At 39.7% G+C, this 24,602-nt stretch carries 25 protein-coding genes; 13 read left to right on the forward strand and 12 right to left on the reverse strand.

Features of this window, described 5'->3' with window-relative positions:
- Positions 1-9: 9 nt before the first annotated feature.
- The 5 genes from AB3G38_RS21705 to tatA all read right to left on the reverse strand — a co-directional run bounded on the left by AB3G38_RS21705 (position 10) and on the right by tatA (position 4,742).
- Positions 10-1,113, reverse strand: a complete 1,104-nt coding sequence (locus AB3G38_RS21705; protein WP_367865799.1) for an efflux RND transporter periplasmic adaptor subunit — start codon at positions 1,111-1,113, stop codon at positions 10-12.
- Between the two features lie 7 nt (positions 1,114-1,120).
- On the reverse strand, positions 1,121-2,410 hold the full coding sequence (locus tag AB3G38_RS21710; RefSeq protein WP_367865800.1) for a TolC family protein: 1,290 nt from the start codon (positions 2,408-2,410) through the stop codon (positions 1,121-1,123).
- Positions 2,411-2,479: 69 nt separating this feature from the next.
- Complete coding sequence (locus AB3G38_RS21715) at positions 2,480-3,844, reverse strand: sensor histidine kinase (protein WP_367865801.1); 1,365 nt, start codon at positions 3,842-3,844, stop codon at positions 2,480-2,482.
- An 8-nt stretch (positions 3,845-3,852) separates the two neighbouring features.
- The gene (locus tag AB3G38_RS21720; RefSeq protein ID WP_367865802.1) at positions 3,853-4,584 is read right to left on the reverse strand and encodes a response regulator transcription factor; all 732 of its coding nucleotides are present in this window, start codon (positions 4,582-4,584) and stop codon (positions 3,853-3,855) included.
- Positions 4,581-4,742 (reverse strand): twin-arginine translocase TatA/TatE family subunit, encoded by a 162-nt coding sequence (tatA, locus tag AB3G38_RS21725; protein WP_111634333.1) that lies wholly within the window; start codon positions 4,740-4,742, stop codon positions 4,581-4,583. Before tatA ends, AB3G38_RS21720 begins: the two co-directional genes overlap by 4 nt.
- A gap of 399 nt (positions 4,743-5,141) precedes the next feature.
- Here tatA and AB3G38_RS21730 point away from each other — a divergent pair, with 399 nt between their 5' ends.
- From AB3G38_RS21730 to AB3G38_RS21760, 7 genes are all read left to right on the forward strand, one after another.
- Positions 5,142-5,588, forward strand: coding sequence for a KTSC domain-containing protein (locus AB3G38_RS21730; RefSeq protein WP_068402759.1), 447 nt, complete (start codon positions 5,142-5,144; stop codon positions 5,586-5,588).
- Between the two features lie 202 nt (positions 5,589-5,790).
- Positions 5,791-6,417 carry an alpha-ketoglutarate-dependent dioxygenase AlkB gene (locus AB3G38_RS21735; protein ID WP_367865803.1) on the forward strand — a complete coding sequence of 209 codons (627 nt, stop codon included), beginning with the start codon at positions 5,791-5,793 and terminating at the stop codon, positions 6,415-6,417.
- A 128-nt stretch (positions 6,418-6,545) separates the two neighbouring features.
- Entirely contained in the window at positions 6,546-7,148 is a 603-nt protein-coding gene (locus AB3G38_RS21740) for a TetR/AcrR family transcriptional regulator (protein WP_367865804.1), read from the forward strand.
- A gap of 71 nt (positions 7,149-7,219) precedes the next feature.
- Positions 7,220-7,657: a DoxX family protein gene (locus AB3G38_RS21745; protein ID WP_367865805.1), complete on the forward strand. Its 438-nt coding sequence runs from the start codon at positions 7,220-7,222 to the stop codon at positions 7,655-7,657.
- A gap of 54 nt (positions 7,658-7,711) precedes the next feature.
- Positions 7,712-8,314: a hypothetical protein gene (locus tag AB3G38_RS21750; protein WP_367865806.1), complete on the forward strand. Its 603-nt coding sequence runs from the start codon at positions 7,712-7,714 to the stop codon at positions 8,312-8,314.
- Between the two features lie 89 nt (positions 8,315-8,403).
- Positions 8,404-10,845 (forward strand): PIG-L family deacetylase, encoded by a 2,442-nt coding sequence (locus AB3G38_RS21755; protein ID WP_367865807.1) that lies wholly within the window; start codon positions 8,404-8,406, stop codon positions 10,843-10,845.
- A 127-nt stretch (positions 10,846-10,972) separates the two neighbouring features.
- Positions 10,973-12,685 (forward strand): sodium:solute symporter, encoded by a 1,713-nt coding sequence (locus tag AB3G38_RS21760; protein WP_367865808.1) that lies wholly within the window; start codon positions 10,973-10,975, stop codon positions 12,683-12,685.
- 117 nt (positions 12,686-12,802) lie between these two features.
- Here the strand turns inward: AB3G38_RS21760 and AB3G38_RS21765 are convergent, their stop codons facing one another.
- The gene (locus tag AB3G38_RS21765) at positions 12,803-13,654 is read right to left on the reverse strand and encodes a DUF2911 domain-containing protein (RefSeq protein WP_367865809.1); all 852 of its coding nucleotides are present in this window, start codon (positions 13,652-13,654) and stop codon (positions 12,803-12,805) included.
- Between the two features lie 215 nt (positions 13,655-13,869).
- Here AB3G38_RS21765 and AB3G38_RS21770 point away from each other — a divergent pair, with 215 nt between their 5' ends.
- Complete coding sequence (locus AB3G38_RS21770; protein WP_367865810.1) at positions 13,870-14,484, forward strand: DUF4142 domain-containing protein; 615 nt, start codon at positions 13,870-13,872, stop codon at positions 14,482-14,484.
- Positions 14,485-14,569: 85 nt separating this feature from the next.
- On the opposite strand, the gene AB3G38_RS21775 is transcribed toward AB3G38_RS21770, so the two are convergent.
- Complete coding sequence (locus AB3G38_RS21775) at positions 14,570-16,378, reverse strand: hypothetical protein (RefSeq protein WP_367865811.1); 1,809 nt, start codon at positions 16,376-16,378, stop codon at positions 14,570-14,572.
- Between the two features lie 165 nt (positions 16,379-16,543).
- Here AB3G38_RS21775 and AB3G38_RS21780 point away from each other — a divergent pair, with 165 nt between their 5' ends.
- The 5 genes from AB3G38_RS21780 (at position 16,544) to hemN (ending at position 21,076) form a co-directional block, all read left to right on the forward strand.
- On the forward strand, positions 16,544-16,870 hold the full coding sequence (locus tag AB3G38_RS21780; protein ID WP_367865812.1) for a hypothetical protein: 327 nt from the start codon (positions 16,544-16,546) through the stop codon (positions 16,868-16,870).
- Between the two features lie 44 nt (positions 16,871-16,914).
- Positions 16,915-18,126, forward strand: coding sequence for a PAS domain S-box protein (locus AB3G38_RS21785; protein ID WP_367865813.1), 1,212 nt, complete (start codon positions 16,915-16,917; stop codon positions 18,124-18,126).
- Positions 18,116-19,180 carry a response regulator gene (locus tag AB3G38_RS21790; RefSeq protein ID WP_367865814.1) on the forward strand — a complete coding sequence of 355 codons (1,065 nt, stop codon included), beginning with the start codon at positions 18,116-18,118 and terminating at the stop codon, positions 19,178-19,180. The genes AB3G38_RS21785 and AB3G38_RS21790 overlap by 11 nt, the downstream gene beginning before the upstream one ends.
- An 83-nt stretch (positions 19,181-19,263) precedes the next feature.
- Positions 19,264-19,722 (forward strand): lactate dehydrogenase, encoded by a 459-nt coding sequence (locus AB3G38_RS21795; protein ID WP_367865815.1) that lies wholly within the window; start codon positions 19,264-19,266, stop codon positions 19,720-19,722.
- Entirely contained in the window at positions 19,712-21,076 is a 1,365-nt protein-coding gene (hemN, locus tag AB3G38_RS21800; protein ID WP_367865816.1) for an oxygen-independent coproporphyrinogen III oxidase, read from the forward strand. The genes AB3G38_RS21795 and hemN overlap by 11 nt, the downstream gene beginning before the upstream one ends.
- 16 nt (positions 21,077-21,092) lie before the next feature.
- Here hemN and AB3G38_RS21805 read toward each other — a convergent pair whose 3' ends face one another.
- Genes AB3G38_RS21805 through AB3G38_RS21825 form a run of 5 tightly spaced genes read right to left on the reverse strand, consistent with a single transcriptional unit; the run spans position 21,093 to position 24,596 of the window.
- A complete protein-coding gene (locus tag AB3G38_RS21805) occupies positions 21,093-21,770 on the reverse strand; it encodes a sulfite exporter TauE/SafE family protein (RefSeq protein ID WP_367865817.1) in 678 nt (225 codons plus the stop codon).
- Positions 21,767-22,192 carry a FixH family protein gene (locus AB3G38_RS21810; RefSeq protein ID WP_367865818.1) on the reverse strand — a complete coding sequence of 142 codons (426 nt, stop codon included), beginning with the start codon at positions 22,190-22,192 and terminating at the stop codon, positions 21,767-21,769. The genes AB3G38_RS21805 and AB3G38_RS21810 overlap by 4 nt, the downstream gene beginning before the upstream one ends.
- Before the next feature lie 3 nt (positions 22,193-22,195).
- Positions 22,196-23,593, reverse strand: a complete 1,398-nt coding sequence (gene ccoG, locus AB3G38_RS21815) for a cytochrome c oxidase accessory protein CcoG (RefSeq protein ID WP_367865819.1) — start codon at positions 23,591-23,593, stop codon at positions 22,196-22,198.
- A 3-nt stretch (positions 23,594-23,596) separates the two neighbouring features.
- Positions 23,597-24,433, reverse strand: a complete 837-nt coding sequence (locus tag AB3G38_RS21820) for a cbb3-type cytochrome c oxidase N-terminal domain-containing protein (protein ID WP_367865820.1) — start codon at positions 24,431-24,433, stop codon at positions 23,597-23,599.
- Complete coding sequence (locus AB3G38_RS21825) at positions 24,417-24,596, reverse strand: hypothetical protein (protein ID WP_068402726.1); 180 nt, start codon at positions 24,594-24,596, stop codon at positions 24,417-24,419. Before AB3G38_RS21825 ends, AB3G38_RS21820 begins: the two co-directional genes overlap by 17 nt.
- Positions 24,597-24,602: the final 6 nt, after the last annotated feature.

Raw genomic sequence — 24,602 nt, forward strand, 5'->3', positions numbered from 1 at the left:
GTAAGAAAATTAGTCTTTAAGGCTTTCATAAAGGAATACCTGTTTGGAGGCAACAATACGGTCGCCTGGTTGTAGTCCTTTACTGATATAGGCCTTATCTCCCGATTTTCTCCCTATCTCTACTTGTTGTATACGTACTTTTTTTACCTTATCCAGTACCAGGACATAATTTTTATTCTCGTCAAAAATGATGTTGTTCGCATTGATAGATGGCAAGTTCACATCAGATTTTGAGGCGATTTGTACCGTTCCCATCATACCTGGTTTTAATAAATAACCAGGATTCGGAATACTTACTCTGGCATGCATCACTTTACTGTCTTCATCCAGGATATTATAAATTTTATCAATTTTACCTGTAAAAACTTTTTCAGGGTAGGAGAGGATGGCGATTTTTACCTCATCACCTTCTTTAATACTGGCAATATCTGATTCATAGATATTAATCAGTGCCCATACAGTAGATAAATCAGCTACGGTAAACAAACTCTGACTATTGTCAGGTCTGAGCTGCATATTGCTATTCACATTTTTCTCAATCACAAAACCGGAAATTGGTGATTTCAAAGTATAAGTTCCATTGACACTTCCGCCATTCAGGTTCAGTACTGCTTTACTGCGTTTCTCTTCTGCCTGTTTAACCAGGTAATTATTTTTAGCTTCTTCCAGATCTCTGGCAGATGATAAGCCACTTTTATAGAGGTCTTCAGCAAGTTTCATGCTTCTTGCTGCATTTCTCAACTCGGCAGAAGAGCTGATCGCCTCTTTATCGTATCCGGCCATTTCCGGACTTCCCATAGTGGCTAATACTTGTCCTTTAGTTACGCGGTCACCTAGTTTAACTGGAACTGAACGGACATTTCCACTCACCATCGGAAATATTTTCGCTGTCGTTTCTTCATTCGGAGCTATCTTGGCAGAGAAGCTTAAGTCGGTTTCACTATTCGGATTTCTAACTGTATCGATCAATAGTCTGTTGATCAGGGAATCAGTAAGGGCGAATTTTTCATCTTTGGGCGGTTCTTTAACGTGTTCTGTACAGCTTTGTAAAAATATGAAAGCGGTAATTACGCCAATAGTCAGCCTGCTGAGTTGTTTGGTTTGGGTTTGCATGTTTGTATTATTTGAAAATTGTAGTACCGGTTACATAATTGATTTCTTCCTTGGCATTCATTCGCTGATATTTCAGGTCATTCATTTGCAGGGTGCTTTCTTTATAGGAATCATAGAAGTCCATGAATTCCAGCAGGCTCAGGTTTCTGCTTTTGAAGTTTTTAATCACTTCGCCGATCAGTTTATCAAAGTCAGTGCTAAAGTTCTTATCGAAACCTTTATACAGGCTCTCCGTTCTTAAAGCTGATTTATAGCTGTTGAAAACTTCATTTTGTAAAGCAGATTCTTGCTGATTTAATTGGTTTTTTCCAGCATCAATAGCAATTTTCGCTTTTTTAATCTCTCCCTGGTTTCTGTTAAATAAAGGAAGTGGGATATGCATACCTAATCCGGTATAATTGTTCGGGTAACTTCCTTGCAAATCATAGGTTAAAGAGAATTGTACGTCGGGTACAGCATTCGCTTTTTGTACGCTGAGTGCTTTTTGTGCGTAATCAATTCCGGTTTGTGTCATTTTCAAATCTGCACGGTTAGTACGGGCAGAATCCAGCAGGTTGGTATAAACTGCTTTATCTAATTGATAGCCCTGTTCTTCTGAAGGATCCATCACCAGTTGAAGATTTGTATCTGGTTTCAGGTTGGTCATCAGTTTAAGGTCTGTTTCCATATCCTCAATACTGTTTTCCAGGTTATTGTATTCTGTTTGTAAGCTGTAAACCAGTGATTTGATCCTGATAATATCTTTCATTGCGATATTTCCCATTTTCAATTGCTGTTCTGATGCAGAAAGCAGTTTTTGCAAAGAGCTGATTTGTTGTTGATAAAGCTTTGCAGATTGCTGCGCGAAATAAGTTTTATAGAAATTAGAACGCAGGTTAAATCTTAGTGTGCGCATCAGATCGAAATATTGATATTCTGCTAATTTTACGCCTGATTTAGCAAGCTGAATGTTTTTATTCCTTTTTCCGGCAAGTTTAACCAGTTGAGAAATAGAGGCCTGATATTCTCCGTTTGTTTTAGAAGTTTCGAAGAATCTTTTAGTTTTAGAGTTATATAACTGGGTCTCTACATTGAGTTCCGGGTTGTCAAATAGTTTGGCCGTAATAATTTCTGCCCTGGCCTGATCTGTCTGATAGTTTTGGGCGATTAATTGATAATTGTTCTGTATAAACAGCTTTTCTGCTTCGGGCAAACTGATTTTGAGCGTGTCAGTTGCCTGAGCTGCAGCATTTCCGGAGAAGCCTAGCAGGGCGAAGCCGAAGATTAACAGTTGATTTTTCAGGAAGTTAGAGGTCATTTGCTTAAATATTTAAACAAATCTAATTTCATGAAATTAAAGGTGAATTAAAGGGATATTAAAAACTGATTAAAATGAATGAAATTCAATGCAGAAAGTGGTTCCAGTAGCATTAGATGACGTTACTGTGATTTTTCCGTTAAAAAGTGTGATGATTTTGTGTGCCATATATAAGCCCATTCCATTGCCTGCATGTTCTACTTTATGGGAAGAACTGTAAAAGGGTTTGAAGATTTCTTTCAATTTATCTTGAGCTATGCCTGCACCGTGATCACTGATAGTCAAAGTCATTCCGGCAGGTGAGATATCCAGATGGCAGCTAACTTGCTGGTCATCTGAAAATTTGAATGCATTGCTGATGATATTGTCGAGTGCGATTTGTAGTAAGGTAGAATTTGCCGTAAGGATTAAAGGGCTATCGTCTGTCATCGGGAGATTTGTCATTTCCACCAGCAGTTTGTTTGGGCCTTTACGCTTGTTCCATTCTGCTTGCAATTGCCAGATCAGTTCATCTATACGGATTTTCTCGGCGAGTGAAGAACTATATTCCAGATCGGCCTGTGCGAGATTAAAAAGAGCGGTAATGATATTTTCTAATTTTTCAGCATCTTCCAGTACCGAGTGCAGTGCTTTTTCATAATCTTGTTTCTGGCGGTCTTTAGAAAGCGCAATTTCAGCTCCGATAATCATCCGGGTAACCGGGGTACGCAGTTCGTGAGAGGCGTTGGCAACAAATGTCTTTTGCAGGATAAAAGAGTGTTCCAGATGCTCCATCAGGTTGTTGAAATTCTGTGCCAGTAAAGTGATCTCATCTTTATTGGTTCCTTCTGCTACCCTGAAATGGAGGTTATTCGACTTGATTAATTTGACCTGGCCAATGAATACATCAAGCGGGGCTAATATTCTTTTGGCGATCCATCTGCCCGAAAGCAGCAAGCCAAGAAAGATAATGATGAACACGCCAATCATTACTTTTAATAATTTATGGATTCTTAGCGTTGTACTTTGATCTACTGCAGAGGCAAGGATCACAAAATCACCCTGATTATCCTTATAGAAAATTCCAACGACCTGTCTTTCTCCTTCTTTGAAACGGACTTTCCCTAATTCTCTTACTCTGTCAATAGTCTGACTGCTCCAGAATTGCTGGTCATCACCAATAAAAGTGGCACTGTTACGCTCATTGTAAATACGGATGACTTCTCCGTTCAGTTTTTCCAGATATTGTGTTCTTACTTTATTTAAAGCATCGTCCGAAATTTCATCTGCTTCCAGGTAAAGCTTGGCTGTTACCATAGTCCGGTCAGTCAGGCGGTCAAAAAATTCTGACTCCATCACCTTTTTGAAGGTGAAATAGGTAACTGATAATACACATAGTAGTGTAACTGTGCTGATCAGCGTGAAATATAAAGCCAGACGGTCTTTGATCTTCATGGAATTGTTTATTTCATGATATAGCCCATACCGATTTTCGTATGGATTATTTTCTTGTCAAATCCTTTTTCGATCTTATTGCGCAGGAAGTTTACATAAACATCAATCACATTGGTGCCGGTATCAAAACTAATATCCCAGGCATTCTCTGCGATATATTGTCTGGATAAAAGGCGGTTTGGGTTTTTAAGGAAGAGTTCAAGCAGCGTGAATTCTTTCGCAGTAAGTGTAATATCTTTACCTGCGCGCTGAACAGTTTTGGAATAAGTATCCATCAGGATATCTTCAAAACCAAGGGTGTGTTTAAGCTGGCTTTGTACAGTTTGCTGTCTTCTGAGCATCGCCTCAATACGGGCCAGCAATTCTTTGAAGTGGAAGGGCTTGACCAGGTAATCGTCAGCACCGGAATTAAGTCCCAGTACTTTATCATCAATGGAACCTAATGCGGTTAACATCAGGATCGGAACATCTTTATTGGTTTGTCTGATCTGACGGCAAACTTCAATACCGTTCATGCCCGGCATCATGACATCGAGAATCAGCAGATCGAATTGCTCTTCCTGAAAAGTATAAAGGGCCATTATGCCATCAGGGATAGTAGTAACATTATAATTATGCTCTTCCAGTCCGGTTTTAACCAGGCTGGCTATTTTCACATCATCTTCTGCTAATCCGATATTAAACATTTGCTGCTCGGGGTTGGTTGAGCCACAAAGGTAACTATCTAAATCCAAACTCATTCATTCCCTTTTTGACCATCTTTAAACTCTTTAACACCCTGACCCAGGCCTTTCATCAGTTCAGGGATTTTTTTACCTCCAAAAAGGAGTAACACAACAACCAGGATAACTAGGATTTCTGGTGTGCCCAATGCGGCTAAAATAGGGTGCTGAAGCATATTCTTTTGGTTAGTGATGTGATTTAAAGTCTGTCCGGGTTTTATAAATATGGGCCGGACAGGCTTATGGTGTGTTTTGTTTGAACAAAAGTAAAATGGGATAATTAAAGTCTTGTTAAAACCGGATTAAAATGGGGTTAAAATGTTGAGTGATTAAGGGGGGTATGAAATTCTGCACTTGTGGAGAGTTTTAACTGAAGCTCATAACAATTTTATTTGGCGCCTTTAATCAAATTGCTACACACTGTGTAGTAATTTGATTATTAATTTAATGATAATCAAAGCTTAATCTTTCTTTCCCATATAAAATTGTACCTTTGCAAAATTGTTAGTCATTATTATGGGTTGATCCTGAATTTCAGCCTGTTAAATGCGAACAATAATTGCATTAAATATATTATGAAGAAGATTGTCGATTACAGAAAATTGTTAGGTGTTCAAAAAGATGCCGAGCTGAAAGAGCTTAAAACCATTTACAGAAATTTAATGAAGGAATATCATCCTGATAAATTTCAAGAAAGTGATGAAGCTAAATTAGCTGCTGAAACAAAAAGTAAAGAAATTATTGAAGCCTATCATTTCCTGGTTAGCATTGCTCCTGAAACACTTGCTGGCTCAATTGAAGAATATACAAGTACAATCACTTCATGTGGTATTGCTGATTATAACTGGGCTGGCCTGGTACTTACAGTTCATTTCCTTGACGGAAGCGGATATGAGTATTTTGAAGTTCCAAAAGCAATTTATGTGAAATTGGTAAATGCAGATTCTCCAGGAAGATTTGCACGTCGTCATATCTTCAATTCTTTTCCTTACAGAAATATAGTAAAATTAGAAACAGCTTAATCTCTGTTCTGATTTAATGAATAAATTCACTTATCCTGTTTTTACAGGATAAGCTATACCCGTCGGTCAGCGTGCTTTTTGTAGCCTCCTATAAAGAACATACTGGCCGATAATTTTTAGTATTCCCCAACAATATCAGCTGTATAATTGTTTAGTATAAAAGACGCTATCTGATCCTGCAAAGTATCTCAATTCGTATCGTATGCAACAACTGATTGACGCAGATCACCAAAACATCCTTCCATCACATGGAGAGGCAGTGCTATTCCCTGATTTCTTTACTGTACAAGAAAGTGATACTTATTTTGATCATTTGAAGAGTGATGTTTCCTGGATACAGGAATCCGTTATCAAATTTGGTAAAAAGAGAGTGCAGCCTCATTTGACGGCTTTTTTTGGCGATGAACATGCGGAATATCATGATCGGGGATTAATACTGAAAGCCAGCTACTGGACCGTACCATTGTTGAATATTAAAGCGAAACTCGAGGCGAAATTTGAGACTTCATTCAATGAATGTTTACTGAATTATTATCGGGATGGGAAAGATTATATGGCCTGGCACCGGGATAATGCGCATGCATTAGGTGAATACCCTGTGATTGTCAGGGTAAGTTTTGGGGCAACAAGAATTTTTCAATTCAGAGATTATAAGGCAAAAGTACCTGTAGTCTCTTTAGAACTGGAGCATGGCAGTGTCCTGCTCGTGAAAAACCAGACACAGGAGTTTTGGGAACAACGTTTACCGAAAACGACGCTCGTTGTAGGGGCGAGGATTAATCTGACTTTCAGGCTGATGTTAAAAAATCGATTTTCTGACGAGCTCTGATCTATTCCTGACAATTGACTATAGTCATCAGTATATGATTGTTGCAGCTAAGTCAAAATTCCCTGTCCTTTCTGAATGATATGATAATAGGCTTATATTTGCTAACAGTGTTAACTTAGGTAGATTAAATGGGAATCGTGGAACGCAAAATGCGTCATAAAGAAGAAATCCGTACTGGAATTCTGGGAGCCGCATGGCATATGGTTGTAACTGATGGCTGGCAATCACTTTCTATCCGGAAGATCGCTGACGCGATAGAATATAGTATTCCGGTTATCTACAATCACTTTGAAAATAAGGAAGCCATATTGCTTGAATTCTCCAAAGAAGGCTATCAGAAATTGGCTTTAGCTTTACAAGAAGCGAAAAATTCGGTGACTTTACCCGCAGATCAGCTCGAAGTGATGGCGATTGCCTATTGGGATTTTGCTTTTGAAAATAAAGAATACTATCAATTGATGTTTGGTCTGGGCATTCCAGCTTGTGAAATGGTCAATCAGATTACAGAAATCAAAGAAATGACCAGTATTCTGGTTTCTACTATACGGGAGGCTTTAATCCAGAACAAGAATGAAGAAGCAGATTATTTCCTGAAATACCATGGCTACTGGTCAATCCTGCATGGCCTTGTTTCTATCCAGATGATTGAAAACAGTGGTAAAACCGCATCTTTTAAAAAGATGATTTTAAAAGATGCAATTAGCGGGTTCTGTAGATCTCTGGCACTATAAGAAGCGGCAGGATTGTTGTTGATTCATAGAAAAATATTAAGTTTACGCTTAAATTAAACTCATACAGACCGATGATCAGACTATTTAACACCAATTACAATCACAGAGGACTTGATATTGTTTTACTGATCTTAAGGATTAGTATCGCGGGCCTGATGCTTTCTCACGGAGTACCTAAACTGGAAATGCTGCTTGCTGGTGGTGAAATTAAATTTATGGACCCTATTGGCCTTGGTGATACTGCAACTTTAGCTTTAGCTGTTTTTGCAGAAGTAATCTGCTCTGTATTGATTCTTCTGGGACTGGCCGTACGCTTAGCTGTTTTGCCATTAATGGTCACTATGCTGATCGCTATTTTTGTTGCCCATGGTAATGAAGGACTGAGTGAAAAAGAACTGGCTATTCATTATCTGCTGACTTACATTGTATTATTATTTGCCGGTGGCGGAAGATTGAGCATAGACAGCCTGATCAGCCAGAAGTCTGCCAGATCAAGAAGAGGTTACTAGCTGGACAATAATTCCCGTTTAAACCGTTATTAGTAGAATATTAAATAAATATATATGAAGAAGATAGTATTGATTTGCCTGACGGTAATGACAGTGATGGGATGTGGCGTGAATAAACAGGCACAGCAAATCAAAGCACTTGAAAATTGTAGATACAAAATCGTTTCGGCTGAGAACCTTTCAGTGGCCGGGGCAGATGTAAAAAAAATAATGAATGGTCAGGATATCAATCTGGCGAGCTTGCCAGGGTTGGCATTTGGACTGCTTAGAAGAGATGTACCTTTCCGTGCAAGATTAAATATGGAAATTTCCAATCCATCAGGTAATCTTGCTGCAATCAATCAGTTTGAATATAAAGTGCTGATTAATAAACAGGAACTGGCTAACGGTTTTGTGAATCAGCAGGTAAGTATTCCCGCAGGTCAGTCTGTAGTTGTACCTGTAGATTTGAACGTGAATGTTTATCAGTTTATTTCTAACCAGAAAGTGATGTCTGAAATCTCAGAATTTTTGCGTGGCGGTGCCAGTGGCGGTTCAGAAAGAAAAGGATTGGTGACACTTAAAATCAGACCTGGTATTATGGTAGGAGGGGTTTTAGTGAAATATCCTGGTTTTATCAGCATTGATAAAGAAGTGAGCAGTAAAATCCTGCTATAATTTGACAACATTGTTACCAATATTTATTTTCAAATAAACCAATAGACAGGGTTATTTTAATTATTTTCGACAATTGATCTAACCCTGTTATGCGGAATCGTCTGTTTTTTCTTTGTTTACTATCCTATGCCCCATTTTTTGGGAAAGCCCAGCAAGTTGAATTGAATGCTGCGGAAATCAGGCAGGGATTAGCCAGTTTAAACGTTACTGGAAGTGTATTATATATTGCTGCGCACCCTGATGATGAAAATACCCGGCTATTGGCTTATCTCGCTAAAGAGAGAAAAGTACGGACAGGTTACTTGTCATTGACCAGGGGTGATGGCGGACAAAATCTGATTGGCACCGAACAAGGAGAATTATTAGGATTGATTCGTACACAGGAACTCCTGGCCGCAAGACGGATGGACGGTGCAGAACAGTTTTTTACCCGGGCAAACGACTTCGGTTTCTCTAAAAATTCAGCAGAAAGCTTTAAAATATGGAATAAAGAACAGATCCTTTCGGATGTGGTCTGGGTGATTCGCAAGTTTCAGCCAGATGTGATTATTACGCGTTTCCCGGAAGATGCGCGTGCAGGTCATGGACATCATGCAGCTTCTGCAATTCTTGCCAGAGAAGCTTTCATTGCTGCCGCAGATCCTAAACGTTTTCCTGAACAGTTAAAACAAGTTAAAGTCTGGCAGACAAAACGTATTTTATGGAATACCTTTAATTTTGGGTCTACTAATACTACAGCCGATGATCAGCTGAAAATCGATGTTGGCGTTTATAATCCTTTATTGGGAAAAGGTTATGGTGAAATTGCAGCCGAAAGCCGTTCTAATCATAAAAGTCAAGGTTTCGGATCTGCAAAACAGCGTGGTTCAGCTATTGAATTTTTCAGCCCGGTAGGTGGGCAGGCAGCCAAAACGGATCTGTTTGATGGGGTAAACCTGGATCTCGACAGAAATAAAGGGACAGAAAAAGCGCAGCAAATACTCAACAGACTAATTGGTGACTATGATGCTGCTGATCCTTCAAAATCTATCAATGCGTTATTGCAGTTGAAAGAAGAAGTCAGAGATCTGCCTTTTAAACATAAACAGCTGGATGAACTGATTTTAGCCTGTGCTGGTATCTGGATAGAAACTACGGTTCCAGAGCCATCTTATGCGATTAATGATTCAATCCCTGTAACTATCAATGCCATATCAAGAGTAAGAAAGTATTCCCCGATCACGATCTCTTTACAGGAATTAAATCCGCATTATACAGCAGAATTGATACCCGACCATATGCTAACGAGAGAATTTAAAATCTCAGCGCGTCAAATCGGCTTGACGCAGCCTTACTGGCTGGAGAAAAAACATCCTATAGGTAGTTATATCATTGATTCTCTGAAAAATCTGAGTTTACCAGAAGCCGTAGTTCCTGCTGCCGGGGTTTTCAAAGTACTATTTGGTAATCAATTCATTGAAGTTACGCGGCCACTGGTTTACAAACATACAGATCCGGTAAAAGGAGAACTCTATCAGCCTTTAGTGGTTGCACCTCCTGTTACTGCTACGCTGGCCGAACATTCTTTTGTCTTTACCAATAATTCTCCTAAAACAATTACTGTACAGCTAAAGAGTTTTGAAGCAAATGCCAAAGGTGTTCTTCAGCCAGCTGTTCCTTCGGGATGGAAGATTACTCCGGAAAAGGTTGATTTTGAAATTCATGGAAAAGCAGAGGAGCAAAATGTTGAATTCACGGTTACACCTGCTGGTCAGGTGTCTGATGGGCAGCTCTCTTTATCCGTAAAGGTAGATGGAGAAACCTATCAAAAGGGGCTGAAGGTGATCGGATATGATCATATCCCGGTACAGACATTATTTCCTGTAGCAGAAGCCCGTGTGGAAAGAGTTGATTTGAAATTTGCCGGTAAAAGGATAGGTTATATCGCAGGGGCCGGAGATTTAATTCCGGAATCACTCACACAAATTGGCTACCAGGTTACCATGCTTACTGAAAGCCAGGTCATGAACGGTAACCTTTCTGGTTATGATGCGATTATTACTGGTGTACGTTTATATAACATCAATGAGAAAATAGCACTCATGCAGCCAAAGCTAATGCGTTATGTTAAAGATGGTGGTGTTTTACTGGTTCAGTACAATGTGAATGCGCCGCTGAAAATTACAGAGCTGGGGCCTTATCCTTTCCAGCTTAGCCGTGACAGGGTCACCGAAGAAGATGCAAAAGTTACTTTTTTGCAACCAGCTCATCCGGTATTAAACTTCCCTAATCAAATTACAGCGAAAGATTTTGACGGCTGGATTCAGGAACGCGGCTTATATTTTGCCACCGGTATTGATGCACATTATACCCCGGTTTTACAGATGAATGATACCGGAGAACAAGCAAGCAATGGTTCATTGCTCGTCACTGATTATGGAAAAGGTAAATTTGTTTATACTTCACTGGCCTTTTTCAGAGAGTTGCCCGCCGGTGTTCCCGGGGCATACAGATTATTTGTGAACCTGATTTCAAAAAATACAGCACAGTAATGAAAACTGAAAAACGCAGCACTGAACTGCCACCTTTTGTGAAAAGCTGGAAACAATTTTACTGTTTGCTGGCAGGCTGGCTGGTTTTCCTGATCCTGTGCTTTTACCTATTTACCCGATATTTTGAATGAGTTATATTGACTGGGCAGTTTTATGTTGTACACTGATTGCAATTGTCGCTTATGGCGTTTACAAGAGCAGGGGTGCAAAAGACATTGATGGATATTTATTGGGGAACCGGTCACTGCCATGGTACAGTGTATGCCTGTCGGTGATGGCTACCCAGGCGAGTGCAATTACCTTTTTGTCTGCTCCGGGACTGGCTTATTCTTCGGGAATGAGCTTTGTACAATTTTACTTTGGTTTGCCGCTGGCCATGATTGTATTATGTGTAACCTTTGTCCCGATATTTCACCGGCTAAAAGTTTATACAGCTTACGAATATCTGGAACAGCGTTTTGATTTAAATACCAGGGCATTGACTGCTTTTCTTTTTTTAATACAAAGAGGGCTGTCTACAGGGATTACCATCTATGCACCTTCTATTATCCTGTCTACTATTCTGGATATCAATACGACCTATACTACTTTAGTCATTGGTGGTATTGTAGTCGCCTATACTGTTTATGGAGGTACAAAAGCTGTTTCCTATACACAAATGCTGCAAATGAGTATTATCTTCTGCGGCTTATTTGCTGCCGGAATTATGGTTGTTCATTTACTTCCTGGAAACATCGGATTTGGTAAAGCTATCAGTATCGCCGGAAAGATGGGCAGAACCAATGCAATTGATTTTAAGTTTGACTGGAATAATCCTTATACGGTCTGGAGTGGATTAATAGGTGGTTTTTTCCTTCAGCTATCTTACTTTGGAACGGATCAAAGCCAGGTGGGCCGGTATTTAACTGGTGCATCGGTGAGTGAAAGCCGGCTTGGGTTACTCATGAACGGAATGGTGAAAATACCCATGCAGTTTCTGATACTTTTGATCGGGGTATTGGTTTTTACTTTTTATCAGTATAATAAGCCGCCAGTATTCTTTAATAGTTTTGAGCTGAATAAACTGGAGAAAAGCAAATATAATCCACAGTTGAATCAGCTGAAAAAGGATTATGAAAAAGCCTTTGAAGAGAAACAGACAGAGGTTAATAAATTGGATGCTGCTTTAGATCAGCAGAATAAACCTGTAATTGATCAGCAAAGAATTGCATTGAAGAAGGCGGATGAACAAACCAAAGTTGTGCGTAAGCAGGTCACAGACCTGATGCTGCAAAATGATCCCGGTGCCGATGTTAATGATAACAATTATATCTTTCTAAGCTTTGTGACCAAATATCTGCCTAAGGGTCTGATAGGTCTGCTTATTGCAATTATTTTTCTGGCTTCTATGGGGTCTACTGCAAGTGCGCTGAATTCACTGGCTTCTACCAGTGTAATTGATATCTATAAAAGATTAATCAATAAGAATGCGACCGAAGAAAATTACTTGAAAGCATCAAGATGGTCAACCGTTATCTGGGGGCTGGTTTGTATTGCAATGGCTTTATATGCCAGTAAAATAGGGAATCTGATTGAAGCTGTCAATATCCTGGGTTCTTATATTTATGGGACTATCCTTGGGGTATTCTTAGTGGCTTTCTATTTAAAACATGTCAATGGCAGAGCTGTATTTTACGCTGCTATTGCAACTGAAGCTGTGGTTTGCATTTGTGGTTATCAGAAAGTAGTTGCTTATTTATGGCTGAATGTGATTGGCTGTTTGCTGGTGGTATTGTTCTCTTTATTGTTTCAGCTGGTCATCAGGAAAAATTGGAAACTAGTGAAGAGGAAGTCTGCATAAAATATAGAACCTTTGCTCAGTTTGTCCATTGTCGTTAAACCTGTAGGAGTGAACAAACAAAAAAAAGGTATCTTAATTTGAATTAAGATACCCTTTTTAAAGGAAGTGTTTTTAAGACTATTTCTTCGCGTCAGCCAATAAAGCAGTGTTTAAACGTATGTATTCAGGGTTTTTAATTTCGGTTGCTATTTTAATACCAGCTGCTGCACTTTCCGCTGCACCTTTCTTATCGCCCATTTTAAGTTGAACACGGCCTTTCCAAAGTTTTACCCATGGACTTTTGCCACCATCAGCTGTATCCGCTGCATTCATCCATTCCATTGCTTTGTTCAGGTCTTTTCCATTTTCCAGATAGTAAATAGCTGACTGGAAGTATGGTTTCTTATCACCTTTCATCGCCTCGTCAATACTTGCCATTACTTTGGCATCAATATCTGTCGTCATATGGATAGGTACTACAACATTTTCCCAGGCTAATTGCATCACAGCTTTTGTTGGCAACACATCAGTAAAACCGATCGTAAATGTTTCTGCTCTATCTCTTGCAGTGCCTGGTTTAACTTTGAACCTTAAAAAATCTTCTGATTCTTTATAGTCATAAGCGCCCCATTGTTTGGTGTTTTTGTTTAGAATTACTGTCCATTCAGTTTTACCCGGAATAGTAAATAAAGCATAATCACCCGCAGGTACTGCCTGACCTTCTAAAGTCACGTTATCAGTGAAAGTAATTGTTGTTGCGCCGTTTGCACCAGTACGCCAAACTGATCCATAAGGTTCAAGTTCTCCGAATACTTTACGCCCTTTAGTATTTGGGCGGGAATATTTAACTGTTATTTTTCCAAGGCCGAAATCCTGTATTAAGGTCTGGCCGGAACTTGGTTGGGGAATACTGATTCCCTGTGCTTTCAGGTCTGCATTTAAGCTGATAGCCAGTGCAACTAAAAGTGTTGTTTTGAGTATTGTGTTCATCTTATTTATGTATTTGTTTTTTTTCTGTTAGATGGAGCCTTTGATGATTAAAATAATTATTGCCCTGCGGGTTTAATAATTATTTTAATCATGTCGGGTTCATTAGCATAAGTTTTGTTTATGCGAAATTACAGTTATGTTTTGATTTATAATAGAAACCTTTTCCAGTTATAATTGTTAATTGGATAAACAAAACTTATTTTAATAATACGATTATGAACCGATTAAGTTTATTTGGCTTGTTAGTTATTGGTGCCTGTTCTATTCAGGCTTGTACAAGTCCGGAGAACCGTGGCAATAAAGGAGATTCTACTGCCATGGATTCCAGCAAATCAGACAGTTCGAAAATGGACTCAAAAATGAGTGGTGCCACACCTTCAGATCCAACCAATCAATCCAAAGTTGACGGAGATGTAGCAACCTTTATGGAAAAAGCTGCTCTTGGCGGAATGATGGAAGTTGATTTAGGTAAGATTGCTCAAAAATCAACCAATCCTGAGGTGAAAGCTTTTGCAGAAGAAATGGTTAAAGACCATGCTAAAGCAAATGCAGAACTTAAAGCAATAGCAGAAAAAGATAAGATTATTTTGCCTTCAGCATTTCCAGCAGAAGATAAAGCACATATGGATATGATGAAAACAATGACAGGCACTGCCTTTGATCATCACTATATTGATATGATGGTAACCGATCATGATAAAACCATTACCTTATTTAAAGGTGCTGCAGTTTCCACTTCAAAAGAAGTAAGTGATTTTGCTAAAAAGATGCTGCCAATTATTACCGGCCATTATGAAAAAGCAAAAGCTATTCAGGCGAAGATGAAATAATTACTTTGTTTAAATCTTTGCGTTCGCAGGATGGAGACAGCCAAAATTAAAAGGGCATTTTGTTGTAACAAAATGCCCTTTATTCTTAGCCCTGAACGCTGACAGGGTCAAGTACCTGTGTAATTAATTTTAACTTTTCTTCTGCCTTCTGTAGCTGCTGATGCAATTCTTGTGTAGCTATATCTGTCTGAAGCTTTAGCTCTGGAATCAGCTCCCTGTAATAATTAATTCCTTTAAATAACTCTGCTCTGAACTTCTCAAAATATTTAGTCTTTTTCGCATTCAGATCATGCAGTTGCGCAGTCAGATCTTTCTTTAGATAATCAACATATAAATGCAACTCATTGATAAATAAATTCGGACGGTTAAACTTAAAAGTAATGGCTTCCCTTCCGTAAATATGACTGATCATTTCTTTCAATGTATATTGTTTAGAAAAATAAGCAAGATTAGGACCCGGACAAATACTCACTGCTTTATTCTCCCTTGGCTTTAACAGGTCATTTTTCAAATAAGCAGAAGCACACAATCCTTCACACAAACATATTTTTTCTGTGATCGCTTCAAATTTCTCTGTAAAAAGTACAGGATCCGGTTCTGTCGCTTCTAACTGTTTAATCTTCAGTCGCTGATATTCTCTGGAAGCAGTACAAATAGGTAATTCAGTAAATTCAGTATTTGTAGAAAGGAATTTTTTGGTACATGGACTGCCCGGTCTTCCTTTGGCTATCCGTTGTAAACGCTGCTCTTCAATAGTACTGTTTTTGAAATTGTTGAACAATACCCCCAGCGGTGAAGAATTGCTAACATAGAAATCATCCTGCTGTGCATTCGCTAAAGCCTCCAAAGTCTGCGCATCAACATTAGTCGCTTCCGGAACCAGTAGAAACGGGCTTCCCCAGCCTGTAGCATCCAATTGATAATAATTAAGCAGGAAATCATTTTCTCCTGCCGTACCAATTCCTCCCTGAGCAGTAAATTTTAATACCGGAGTTCCGGCCAGTGAAATCCCTCTGGTCAATAAGGCTGCCTGATAAATGGCCGTTAACTCTTCGCGCAGCTCATTCCGCTTTTGTTTAAATTCTTCTAATATTGGGCCCAGCAGTAAACCTTCGGTCGCAAAAGCATGACCGCCGCAATTCAATCCGGATTCTACTCTGAATTCCGTTACCCATAATCCTTTTTTGGCCAGCATTTTCGCTTGTATAAGCGCTGACCTGAAATCACTAACCTTCAGGATGATCTTCTTTTTAATTCTGCCGTTTGCATCCGGGTAAAAATCGATGCAATTCTCCATATAAGTATAGAGCCTTGGATTTAGTCCCGCCGAAATGACCACAGCAGAAGATAAAGTACTGTTTCCAAAACCACGCATCGCTGCCAGTGCGTCTGTATAATCGTTGCCCAGATTTTCCTGGTTAACTGTATAATTAGCTTTATCCACCTTAGACATGATATTTACATCAATATTTCCGGCTTTCATTTGCTGCCGCAGGTGAGCTTGTAAACTTACTTTCACCAGACCTTCTTCCAGTTGAAGCATTTCCAGATACTGACTTTTTAGTATAGAATTCTCCGGAAGAAGTTCAAAATAAGTATGTATAGTTGCACCTTCGTTAAAAGGTTCAGCTCTTAAGGTTTCAAACTGCTGTTCAACCAATTTGCCAATCAAATCAAGGTAGGCCGTAACCCTTCTTGCACGCCCGTCTTCTTCTTCTTTTTTGATCAGGACATAATCAAGTTTATTTGCTTCGGAATGAAACTTTCTCATTCGCTCTGTCAATTCATCGTCAACGATAGAAAGGACTGAAGAAATACCATATTTAGCTACTTTTAAAGGAGTGTCAATGGAGTAACCTAATCCTAAAACGGGTATATGAAAAGTGTGGTTCATGCAATTCTATTTTATCTGTAGGACGGCAAAATAGCGGAGAAATCCGGGTATAAAATATGACATGTATCATTATTTTTTATGATTTATACCTGTACCCAGCATGACAGAAATCATAGATAGACCCGGCAGATGCGCAGATATTTGTAGTAAGAAAAACAACATATTATGGCAACTTTAACCTTAAATACCGCCCCATCCATCAGTCTGTGGTCTAAATATCTAAACTTTGCTGATAGCCAGAAACCTAATCACTTAGGCTGGTTTTTAGTCTCAATTGTTTTACATGCTACGATCCTTGTTCCATTAACTTTTGTACTGGTTTATTCTCTGGACGGTTATGTGATCCCATGTTTAGCAGTCAGCATGCTGATCTTCTTTGCAAACATTGTGGCAAATATGAGTAGTGCAAGTACCAGGGTAACCATCGGTGTATTTTACCTGAGCCTGTTGATCCATGCAGCGATCCTTTTAATTACAGTTGCTGGCCTCTGAATACTGGCCTGTTAATAGATTTTCTATATTTGTAAAAATCGATTATGGAAAAAGCAAGGTTATTAGAGGCGATTATTGAAACAGCTATTGATGGAATTATTACCATTGATGAGAGAGGGAAAATAGAAAGCCTTAACCCTGCGGCACTTAAACTTTTTGGCTATACCATTGACGAAGTAATCGGACAGAACATCTCTAAACTCATGCCTGAACCGGACAAAGCCAGGCATGATGGCTACCTGGCCAATTACCATAATACGGGTGAAAAACATATCATTGGCAAAGGGAGAGAAGTTAAAGGATTGCGGAAAGATGGTACTACCTTTCCTTTCAGACTTGCCGTGAGTGAAGTTCAATATGAAAACCGTAAAATATATACTGGATTCATCCATGATCTGTCCAAAGAAAAAGAAGCAGAAGAACGCTTACAGGATTATGCGGCCGAACTGGAAAACCTGGTAGAGGAGCGGACTAAATCATTGAAAAAAACAGTAACTGCTTTAAGAGAAGCTAAAGAAGAGGTCAGTTTGTCGCTTGAAAAAGAAAAAGAGCTGAACCAGATGAAAAGCAGGTTTGTCTCGATGGCATCCCATGAATTCCGTACTCCACTAAGTTCAGTACAGCTTTCTGCTTCTCTTATTGAAAAGTACGCACAGCCATTTCAGAATGCAAATATTGAGAAACACGTACATAAAATAAAGAATGCAGTCGGTAACCTGACTACAATCCTCAACGATTTCCTCTCTCTGGAAAAACTGGAAGCCGGAAGAGTAGAGCCTGCATTTCAGCCCTTTGATCTGGTTAAATTATCAGAAGAAATTACCGAAGAGATGCAGATGATTGCCAAACAGGACCAGCATATTATTTATCAGCATACAGGACTGGAGAGTATGGTTTTACTCGATCAGAACCTGTTGAAAAATTGCATGATCAATCTGATCAATAATGCAATCAAATATTCCGGGGAAAATACTTTTATTGAGTTTAACACTGAAATCAATGAACATCAGTACCTGGTTACCTTGAAAGACAACGGTATTGGTATTCCCGATACCGATCAAAGACATTTATTCCAGCCATTTTTCAGAGCACATAATACAGGGAATATTCCGGGTACAGGCCTGGGCCTTAATATTGTACTGCGGTATGTGGGCTTGATGAATGGTGAGGTACAATTTGAAAGTAAAATTAACGAAGGAACTAAATTCACCCTATCTTTCAATAAACAGGCAGAATTCAAGCAGGATGGAAAATAAGAAACAAAAGATATTAATTATTGAAGACAATGATGATATCAGAGAAAGCACAGCGGAAATACTAGAATTGGCCGATTACGAGGTTTTCCAGGCAGATAATGGAAAAACAGGAGTAGAAATGGCGCATAGTCATTTACCAGACCTGATTCTTTGCGATATTATGATGCCTGAACTGGACGGTTACGGTGTACTTTATCTCCTGAATAAAAGTCCGGAAACCGCAGCTACTCCGTTTATTTTCTTAACCGCAAAAGCCGAAAGAATGGATATGCGTAAAGGGATGGAAATGGGGGCAGATGATTACCTGGTGAAACCTTTCGATGATGTAGAACTGCTGAATGCAATAGAAAGCAGGTTTAGCAAAAGAGAAAAACAAGAACTTTATTACAGCAAGTCAATTGATAAATTAAATACACTGGTTTCCTCCAGCCAGGGAGTGAAAGAACTTGATAAACTGATGCAGGACCGTAAAGTCCGCACCATTAAAAAGAAGCAGATTATTTATTACGAAGGAGATACCGTTTCAGGGATCTACCTGGTTTTGAGTGGAAAGGTGAAAACCATTAAACTTACTGAAGACGGAAGAGAACTTTTAACAGGAATGTATGGTGCTGATGAATATTTCGGTATCCCTGCTTTGCTTTTAAATGAACCTTATGCCGAGACTGCTGAAGCTTTGGAAGATACAACGATATGCCAGCTTCCAAAAGAAATGCTCGAAGAGCTGCTGAACCGCTATCCTGACGTTGGCAGACAGTTTATTCACATTCTTTCCAATAACCTGCTGGATAAAGAAGAACAGTTGCTGCAATTAGCCTATCATTCTGTTCGTAAAAGGATGGCAGAGGTATTATTGCGCCTGTGTAAACTAGAAAAACAAGAAGGCCAGATTAACCTTAAGATCTCCAGAGATAACCTTGCGGCAATGGCAGGAATGGCTACTGAAACGGTCAGCCGTATTCTAAGTGATTTCAAAGATGAAGGCATTATAGAAAGAAAAGGCAGTCAGATCGGAATCCTCGATCAGACAAAACTTCAGCAGATGAAAAACTGATCCAGATCATATTTATGGCTGACTAACCTCATTCTCTGCCACTTGTTTTCGGGTTAATTTTGCTCATTAACAAATCGATCCGAATGAGAGTAGTAGCCTATAGTATTAAATCTTTTGAAAAAGAGCCACTGGCAATAGCCAACCACAAGAAACACGATATTACGTTAATATCCAATTCACTAAGCCCGGATACAGTGAGCTATGCAGCAGGAAAAGAAGCTGTTATTGTTTTCACAGATGATGTGGTTTCTGAAGCCGTAATCAATAGCCTGGCTGATCTGGGCGTAAAGTATATCGCAACCCGGTCTACCTCTACCCAGCATATCAACCAGGAAACGGCTGCCCTGCGCAATATTAAAATTGCAAATGTACCGGCAGTTTCTTTAATGGCAGATACCACTGATGAGCTCTCCCTTGCTTTAGCCAGAGAGACTATCTTAAACCTTGATAAATGGCAGCAGAACCGTTGTTTAGGCGCTGCTTGTGTTTGTTCAAAAGCCTGTGATCAGGTTCACCCTAAAACACCGGATCATGAGCATTAAAACACTGATTGCAAAATACCATGTTGCCGCGCCCCGTTATACCAGTTATCCTACCGTTCCTTATTGGGACACCGAAGGATTTGATCAGGAAAAATGGGCTTATGCAGTGCGCAAGTCATTCACACACAGTAATCAACAGGATGGAATCAGCGTATATATCCATTTGCCTTTTTGTGAAAGTTTGTGTACCTATTGCGGATGTAATACCCGTATTACACGCAACCACAAAGTGGAAAATCCTTATATCGAAACCGTCCTGAAAGAATGGAAGTTATATCAGAAATTATTTGATAGTAAACCTGTGATCCGGGAATTGCATTTAGGAGGAGGAACACCTACATTCTTTAGTCCTGAAAACCTGGAACTGCTGATTGACGGAATCCTTAATCAGTCGGTTATCCATGAAGATGCAGAATTCAGTTTTGAAGGGCATCCAGGCAATACAACCCAGGCACATTTAGATATACTTTATCAATTGGGTTTTGGGCGTTTGAGTTTAGGTATTCAGGATTTTGATCCTAAAGTGCAGCTTGCAATTAACAGAATACAAAGCGTTGAAGAGGTCGCTTTAGTTACACAGCAAGCCAGGGATGCAGGTTACCATTCTATCAATTATGATTTGATTTACGGTCTTCCTTTACAAAATATGGAAGGGTTATCTGATACTATTTCTTCGGTATTGACCTTACGTCCGGACAGAATCGCTTTTTACAGTTATGCACATGTACCCTGGGTAAGACCCGGACAGCGCAGATATACAGAAATGGATCTTCCTGCGGCTGAATTAAAACAGGAATTATATGAATTAGGACGCGAAATGCTGAAAGCAGGTGGCTATGTGGAGATCGGAATGGATCACTTTACCCTGGCGACCGATAGCCTGTATCAGGCTGAAAAAGAAGGGAAGCTACACCGTAATTTTATGGGCTACACTCATCAGTATAGTAAACTGATGATCGGATTAGGCGTTTCTTCTATCAGTGATAGCTGGACTGCTTTTGCGCAGAATGTGAAAAAGGTAGAAGATTATATAAGCTTGGTTAATGAAGGGAAAATACCTGTTTTTAAAGGCCATATCCTGGATCAGGAAGACCTGGTGATCAGAAGACATATTTTAAACCTGATGTGCAAAGGGGAGACCTCATGGGCTAAATCAGGGGAACAGAGTGCAGGTTTCAGTAAAGGCCTGGAAAGGATGGCGTTAATTGCTGATGATGGTCTGGTGATGATCAGCGGTACTGAGTTAAAAGTAACCGTATTGGGTAAAAGATTCTTAAGGAATATCTGTATGGCACTGGATTCAAGGCTTTATGCTAATCAGCCACAGACCCAGTTATTTAGTATGGCAGGGTAATACTATTAAATCCGGATCAGTTACAGATAGCAGTTCCGGCTCCGGCCGGGCTCAAATAGGGGATATTCAATTCCATTCCCCGGAGGATAAACCAGATGCCCAGCATAACCATCAAGTAAGGAATCATTTGATTCAGCTTTCTTCTGAAAAGTGCCGAAGTAAAACCAGCACTTATTCCGGCGATAAACATCAAAGGAACAGTCCCCATTCCATACCAGAACATATATTCAACAGCTGTATTCACACCCCCTGTATTTAATGCCCCGGTCAAAGCCAGGTAGACTAAACCACAAGGCAGAAAACCATTTACGATGCCAATGATCAGGTGATTCGCTTTATGCTTTACTGCATAACCAAATAACTGGTTAAAGGGCTGAAGCAACTTCCCATTCATCCTTCCGGCAGAGAAATTAAATAGCCTTGAAGCTGCGGCAATCAAAATCAATATACCGCTTAAAATACTGATATATTGCTGCGCACCTGCCAGCCAGATCTGGCGGCCAATCAGTCCGATTACGGCTCCTAAAATACAATAGGAGATAATTCTTCCGCCCTGATAACTTAATTTATCCAGCACGAGGAATCCCCAGCCTTTTTTTAAGGTGGGGACTGCAAAAGCCAGTGGGCCGCACATACCTAAACAATGTACGCTGCCCATCAAACCTATCAGAAATGCTAAATACTGATCACTCATTTGATATTAATTTCCTGTTCGATGAGATATTTTTCAGACTGACTTTCCCATTCCACGATTAACCGCCATGATCCTTTTGGTAAATGTTGTGCAGGAATCAATACCTTTCTGTTCTGGTCTGTTTCAAAAGGCATTGCCCTGTCCAGTCTTTTGTCCGAAGTACGCATCAGGCGTAAATTCCCTTTGGCCTGTTCCTTAAAAACCAGGCTGATTGTTTCTCTGCTCACCACTATTTCTGGTTTCGCATGATCAATATTTACTTGTTCTTTCAGCTTATAGACCTTGTCATAATTAATCCCTTTCTCATAATAATCATTGTCTACCAGCGCATCCGTTTTACTATTAAACATGATGACAACCAGTACGATGATGAAACTCATGAAAGTGCCCATGCCGAGCAATACTTTTATTCCCCAATTCATAATTTATTCGTTAGCAGGTGCAATAAATGTGGTCTTAAACTGTCCGGCAACCTGATGTGCAGACATCACTTTAAAACCGATAGCTGTTTTATATTTCTGAATAGATTTTTGCGGAAAGATTACAAAAAAAGTAAGCTTGATAGTTTCTCCTGGTTTGACCACATTCTCCTTTTGGATATATTGTAATTTAGCTTCCTTGTTATCGGGAACAATCTCAAATTTTATTGGACGGGTCGTTTTATTCATCAGCTCTGAATTGTACAGGTTACTGACCGTTTTATCTTTTTCCCGAAGCTGATATAATGTTCCGCTTGCTCTGAGGATCGTCGTTTCCACATCGCTGCGGCTGATCAGTAAATAAGCCAGCACGGCCATCAGCATAAATAAAACTCCGGCATAACCATAAATGCGTTTATTAAGGTGAAAAGGTTTTTTAGTTGCAATCTCATCTTCAGACTTAAACCCTATTAAACGCAGCGGACGATCAATTTTCTCCATCACCATATCACAGGCATCAATACAGGCCGTACAGTTCACACATTCCATTTGGGTACCATTCCTGATATCTATGCCCGTAGGGCAAACCTGTACACATAACTTACAGTCGATGCAATCTCCCTCTGGCTGTTCTACCTCTTTAACCCTTTTTCCACGGGGCTCACCACGTTGATAATCATAAGCGACAATAATACTCTGATTGTCTAACAATACCCCTTGCAGACGGCCATAAGGGCAAGCTACCGTACAAACCAGTTCCCTCATTCTTGAAAAAACGAGATAAAAAGCCATCGTAAATATACAGATCGCAATAAATCCGGAGATATGCAGCGAGACAGGTTCCGTTATTATTTTCCACAACACCTCTGTGCTGATCAGGTAAGAAAGAAAAATATTGGCAATCAGAAAAGAGATCGCCAGAAAGACGCCATGTTTAGTCGTTTTCTTCCAGAATTTGTCAAAGTTCAACGGCCCTTCGTCCAGTTTCCTTTGTCTCAGGTGATCACCCTCTATCCAGTTTTCAATTTTTCGGAAAACCATTTCCAGGAAGATAGTTTGTGGGCAGGCCCATCCGCAGAAGACCCTGCCAAAAACTACCGTAAACAACACCACACCTATGATGAATATCAATAAGGCCAGTACAAAGAGATAAAAATCCTGTGGCCAGAAAATTATTCCAAAGAAGACAAACTTCCTTTCCAGTACATTCAGTAAAATCAGCTGTTCTCCATTTAATTTTAGAAACGGAGCAGAAAACAGCAGCGTCAGAAAAAAGTAACTGACCGCAGCACGGTACTGATAAACCTTTCCTTTGATAATTTTAGGATAGATCCACTTTCTCTTTTTCCCATCATCGGTAATTGTACCAGGCTGATCTCTGAAATGTGCAGGACTTTGTGACATAGCTTATTCTTTGTTTCCTTGTGGGGCTTTCGCTCCCGCAGGTTTTGTTCCTTTGAGCGACAAAACGTAATTCGTTAAGTCCGATATCTGTTGCGCACTGAGTGATTTTTCCCAGGCAATCATTCCTTTTTCCGGAACACCGTACTTGATCGTTTTGAAAACATCTTTTGCTTTTCCGCCATGTAACCAATATTCATCGGTCAGGTTGGGGCCAACCAAACCTTCTGCATGTTCTCCATGGCAAGGCGTACAGCGGTTGGCAAACAATGACGCGCCATTTTTAATGACGGCTTCATCCTTGCTTTGTTCCATATTATTTTCATTGACTGCATTCTTCACATTTGCCGGGTTAGCCAGGAAAGCAACTTTCGACTCTGCTGCCTGCTCTATTTCTGCGATATATTCTTCTTCCTGTGATTTGCCGAAACCCAGTACGTCATAAGTTAGCAGATAACCAATTGCGAAAATGATCGTTCCATAAAACAAGATCATAAACCAGGCAGGCGTAGGGTTATTCAATTCTGCGATCCCGTCAAACTTATGTTCCATGACCAGGTTTTTCTCCTCTTCCAGTGGTTTCAGCTGCATCAGCTTAGTCCAGATAGAAGGTTTTTTATCCTTGATCGCTTGTAATGCTTGTTGCTCCAGTCTCCTTTTTTCTTTTTCCTCTGGCGTTGCAAAAGGAGTCGGATTGACAGATTCCTTCACATAAAACTTAATCACTTTGAGCATTAATATGGCTACGCAAAGGATCATAACTGCAGTGATAAGCATTAAACCAATCACAATATCAGCAGATGTACTTCCAGTAGACCAGTTGCTGTTAATTACCTCTTTCATCCTGATCGTCTTTTATAGGGAGTTCGCTCATATATTTTATATCGTCTTTTTTCATGGTCAGCAATAACACGCCGACCAGTAAGAAAAATAGCATGAAGATGCCGAGTGAGCTGAGCAGATACCCTTGGTTTCCATCAACCTTATCTAAAAATTGCTTAAACATGTTTTG

The sequence above is a fragment of the Pedobacter sp. WC2423 genome (assembly GCF_040822065.1).
Classification (GTDB): Bacteria; Bacteroidota; Bacteroidia; order Sphingobacteriales; family Sphingobacteriaceae; genus Pedobacter.

Coding starts and splice junctions, on each gene's coding strand:
- tatA (WP_111634333.1), bottom strand. CDS start 4,742: ATGCTTCAGCACCCTATTTTAGCCGCATTGGGCACACCAGAAATCCTA.
- AB3G38_RS21810 (WP_367865818.1), bottom strand. CDS start 22,192: ATGAATTGGGGAATAAAAGTATTGCTCGGCATGGGCACTTTCATGAGT.
- AB3G38_RS21825 (WP_068402726.1), bottom strand. CDS start 24,596: ATGTTTAAGCAATTTTTAGATAAGGTTGATGGAAACCAAGGGTATCTG.
- AB3G38_RS21820 (WP_367865820.1), bottom strand. CDS start 24,433: ATGAAAGAGGTAATTAACAGCAACTGGTCTACTGGAAGTACATCTGCT.
- AB3G38_RS21790 (WP_367865814.1), top strand. CDS start 18,116: ATGGAAAATAAGAAACAAAAGATATTAATTATTGAAGACAATGATGAT.
- AB3G38_RS21745 (WP_367865805.1), top strand. CDS start 7,220: ATGATCAGACTATTTAACACCAATTACAATCACAGAGGACTTGATATT.
- AB3G38_RS21770 (WP_367865810.1), top strand. CDS start 13,870: ATGAACCGATTAAGTTTATTTGGCTTGTTAGTTATTGGTGCCTGTTCT.
- AB3G38_RS21710 (WP_367865800.1), bottom strand. CDS start 2,410: ATGACCTCTAACTTCCTGAAAAATCAACTGTTAATCTTCGGCTTCGCC.
- AB3G38_RS21735 (WP_367865803.1), top strand. CDS start 5,791: ATGCAACAACTGATTGACGCAGATCACCAAAACATCCTTCCATCACAT.
- AB3G38_RS21750 (WP_367865806.1), top strand. CDS start 7,712: ATGAAGAAGATAGTATTGATTTGCCTGACGGTAATGACAGTGATGGGA.
- AB3G38_RS21730 (WP_068402759.1), top strand. CDS start 5,142: ATGAAGAAGATTGTCGATTACAGAAAATTGTTAGGTGTTCAAAAAGAT.
- AB3G38_RS21715 (WP_367865801.1), bottom strand. CDS start 3,844: ATGAAGATCAAAGACCGTCTGGCTTTATATTTCACGCTGATCAGCACA.
- hemN (WP_367865816.1), top strand. CDS start 19,712: ATGAGCATTAAAACACTGATTGCAAAATACCATGTTGCCGCGCCCCGT.
- AB3G38_RS21705 (WP_367865799.1), bottom strand. CDS start 1,113: ATGCAAACCCAAACCAAACAACTCAGCAGGCTGACTATTGGCGTAATT.
- AB3G38_RS21775 (WP_367865811.1), bottom strand. CDS start 16,378: ATGAACCACACTTTTCATATACCCGTTTTAGGATTAGGTTACTCCATT.
- AB3G38_RS21805 (WP_367865817.1), bottom strand. CDS start 21,770: ATGAGTGATCAGTATTTAGCATTTCTGATAGGTTTGATGGGCAGCGTA.
- AB3G38_RS21765 (WP_367865809.1), bottom strand. CDS start 13,654: ATGAACACAATACTCAAAACAACACTTTTAGTTGCACTGGCTATCAGC.
- AB3G38_RS21780 (WP_367865812.1), top strand. CDS start 16,544: ATGGCAACTTTAACCTTAAATACCGCCCCATCCATCAGTCTGTGGTCT.
- AB3G38_RS21785 (WP_367865813.1), top strand. CDS start 16,915: ATGGAAAAAGCAAGGTTATTAGAGGCGATTATTGAAACAGCTATTGAT.
- AB3G38_RS21795 (WP_367865815.1), top strand. CDS start 19,264: ATGAGAGTAGTAGCCTATAGTATTAAATCTTTTGAAAAAGAGCCACTG.
- AB3G38_RS21720 (WP_367865802.1), bottom strand. CDS start 4,584: ATGAGTTTGGATTTAGATAGTTACCTTTGTGGCTCAACCAACCCCGAG.
- AB3G38_RS21760 (WP_367865808.1), top strand. CDS start 10,973: ATGAGTTATATTGACTGGGCAGTTTTATGTTGTACACTGATTGCAATT.
- ccoG (WP_367865819.1), bottom strand. CDS start 23,593: ATGTCACAAAGTCCTGCACATTTCAGAGATCAGCCTGGTACAATTACC.
- AB3G38_RS21740 (WP_367865804.1), top strand. CDS start 6,546: ATGGGAATCGTGGAACGCAAAATGCGTCATAAAGAAGAAATCCGTACT.
- AB3G38_RS21755 (WP_367865807.1), top strand. CDS start 8,404: ATGCGGAATCGTCTGTTTTTTCTTTGTTTACTATCCTATGCCCCATTT.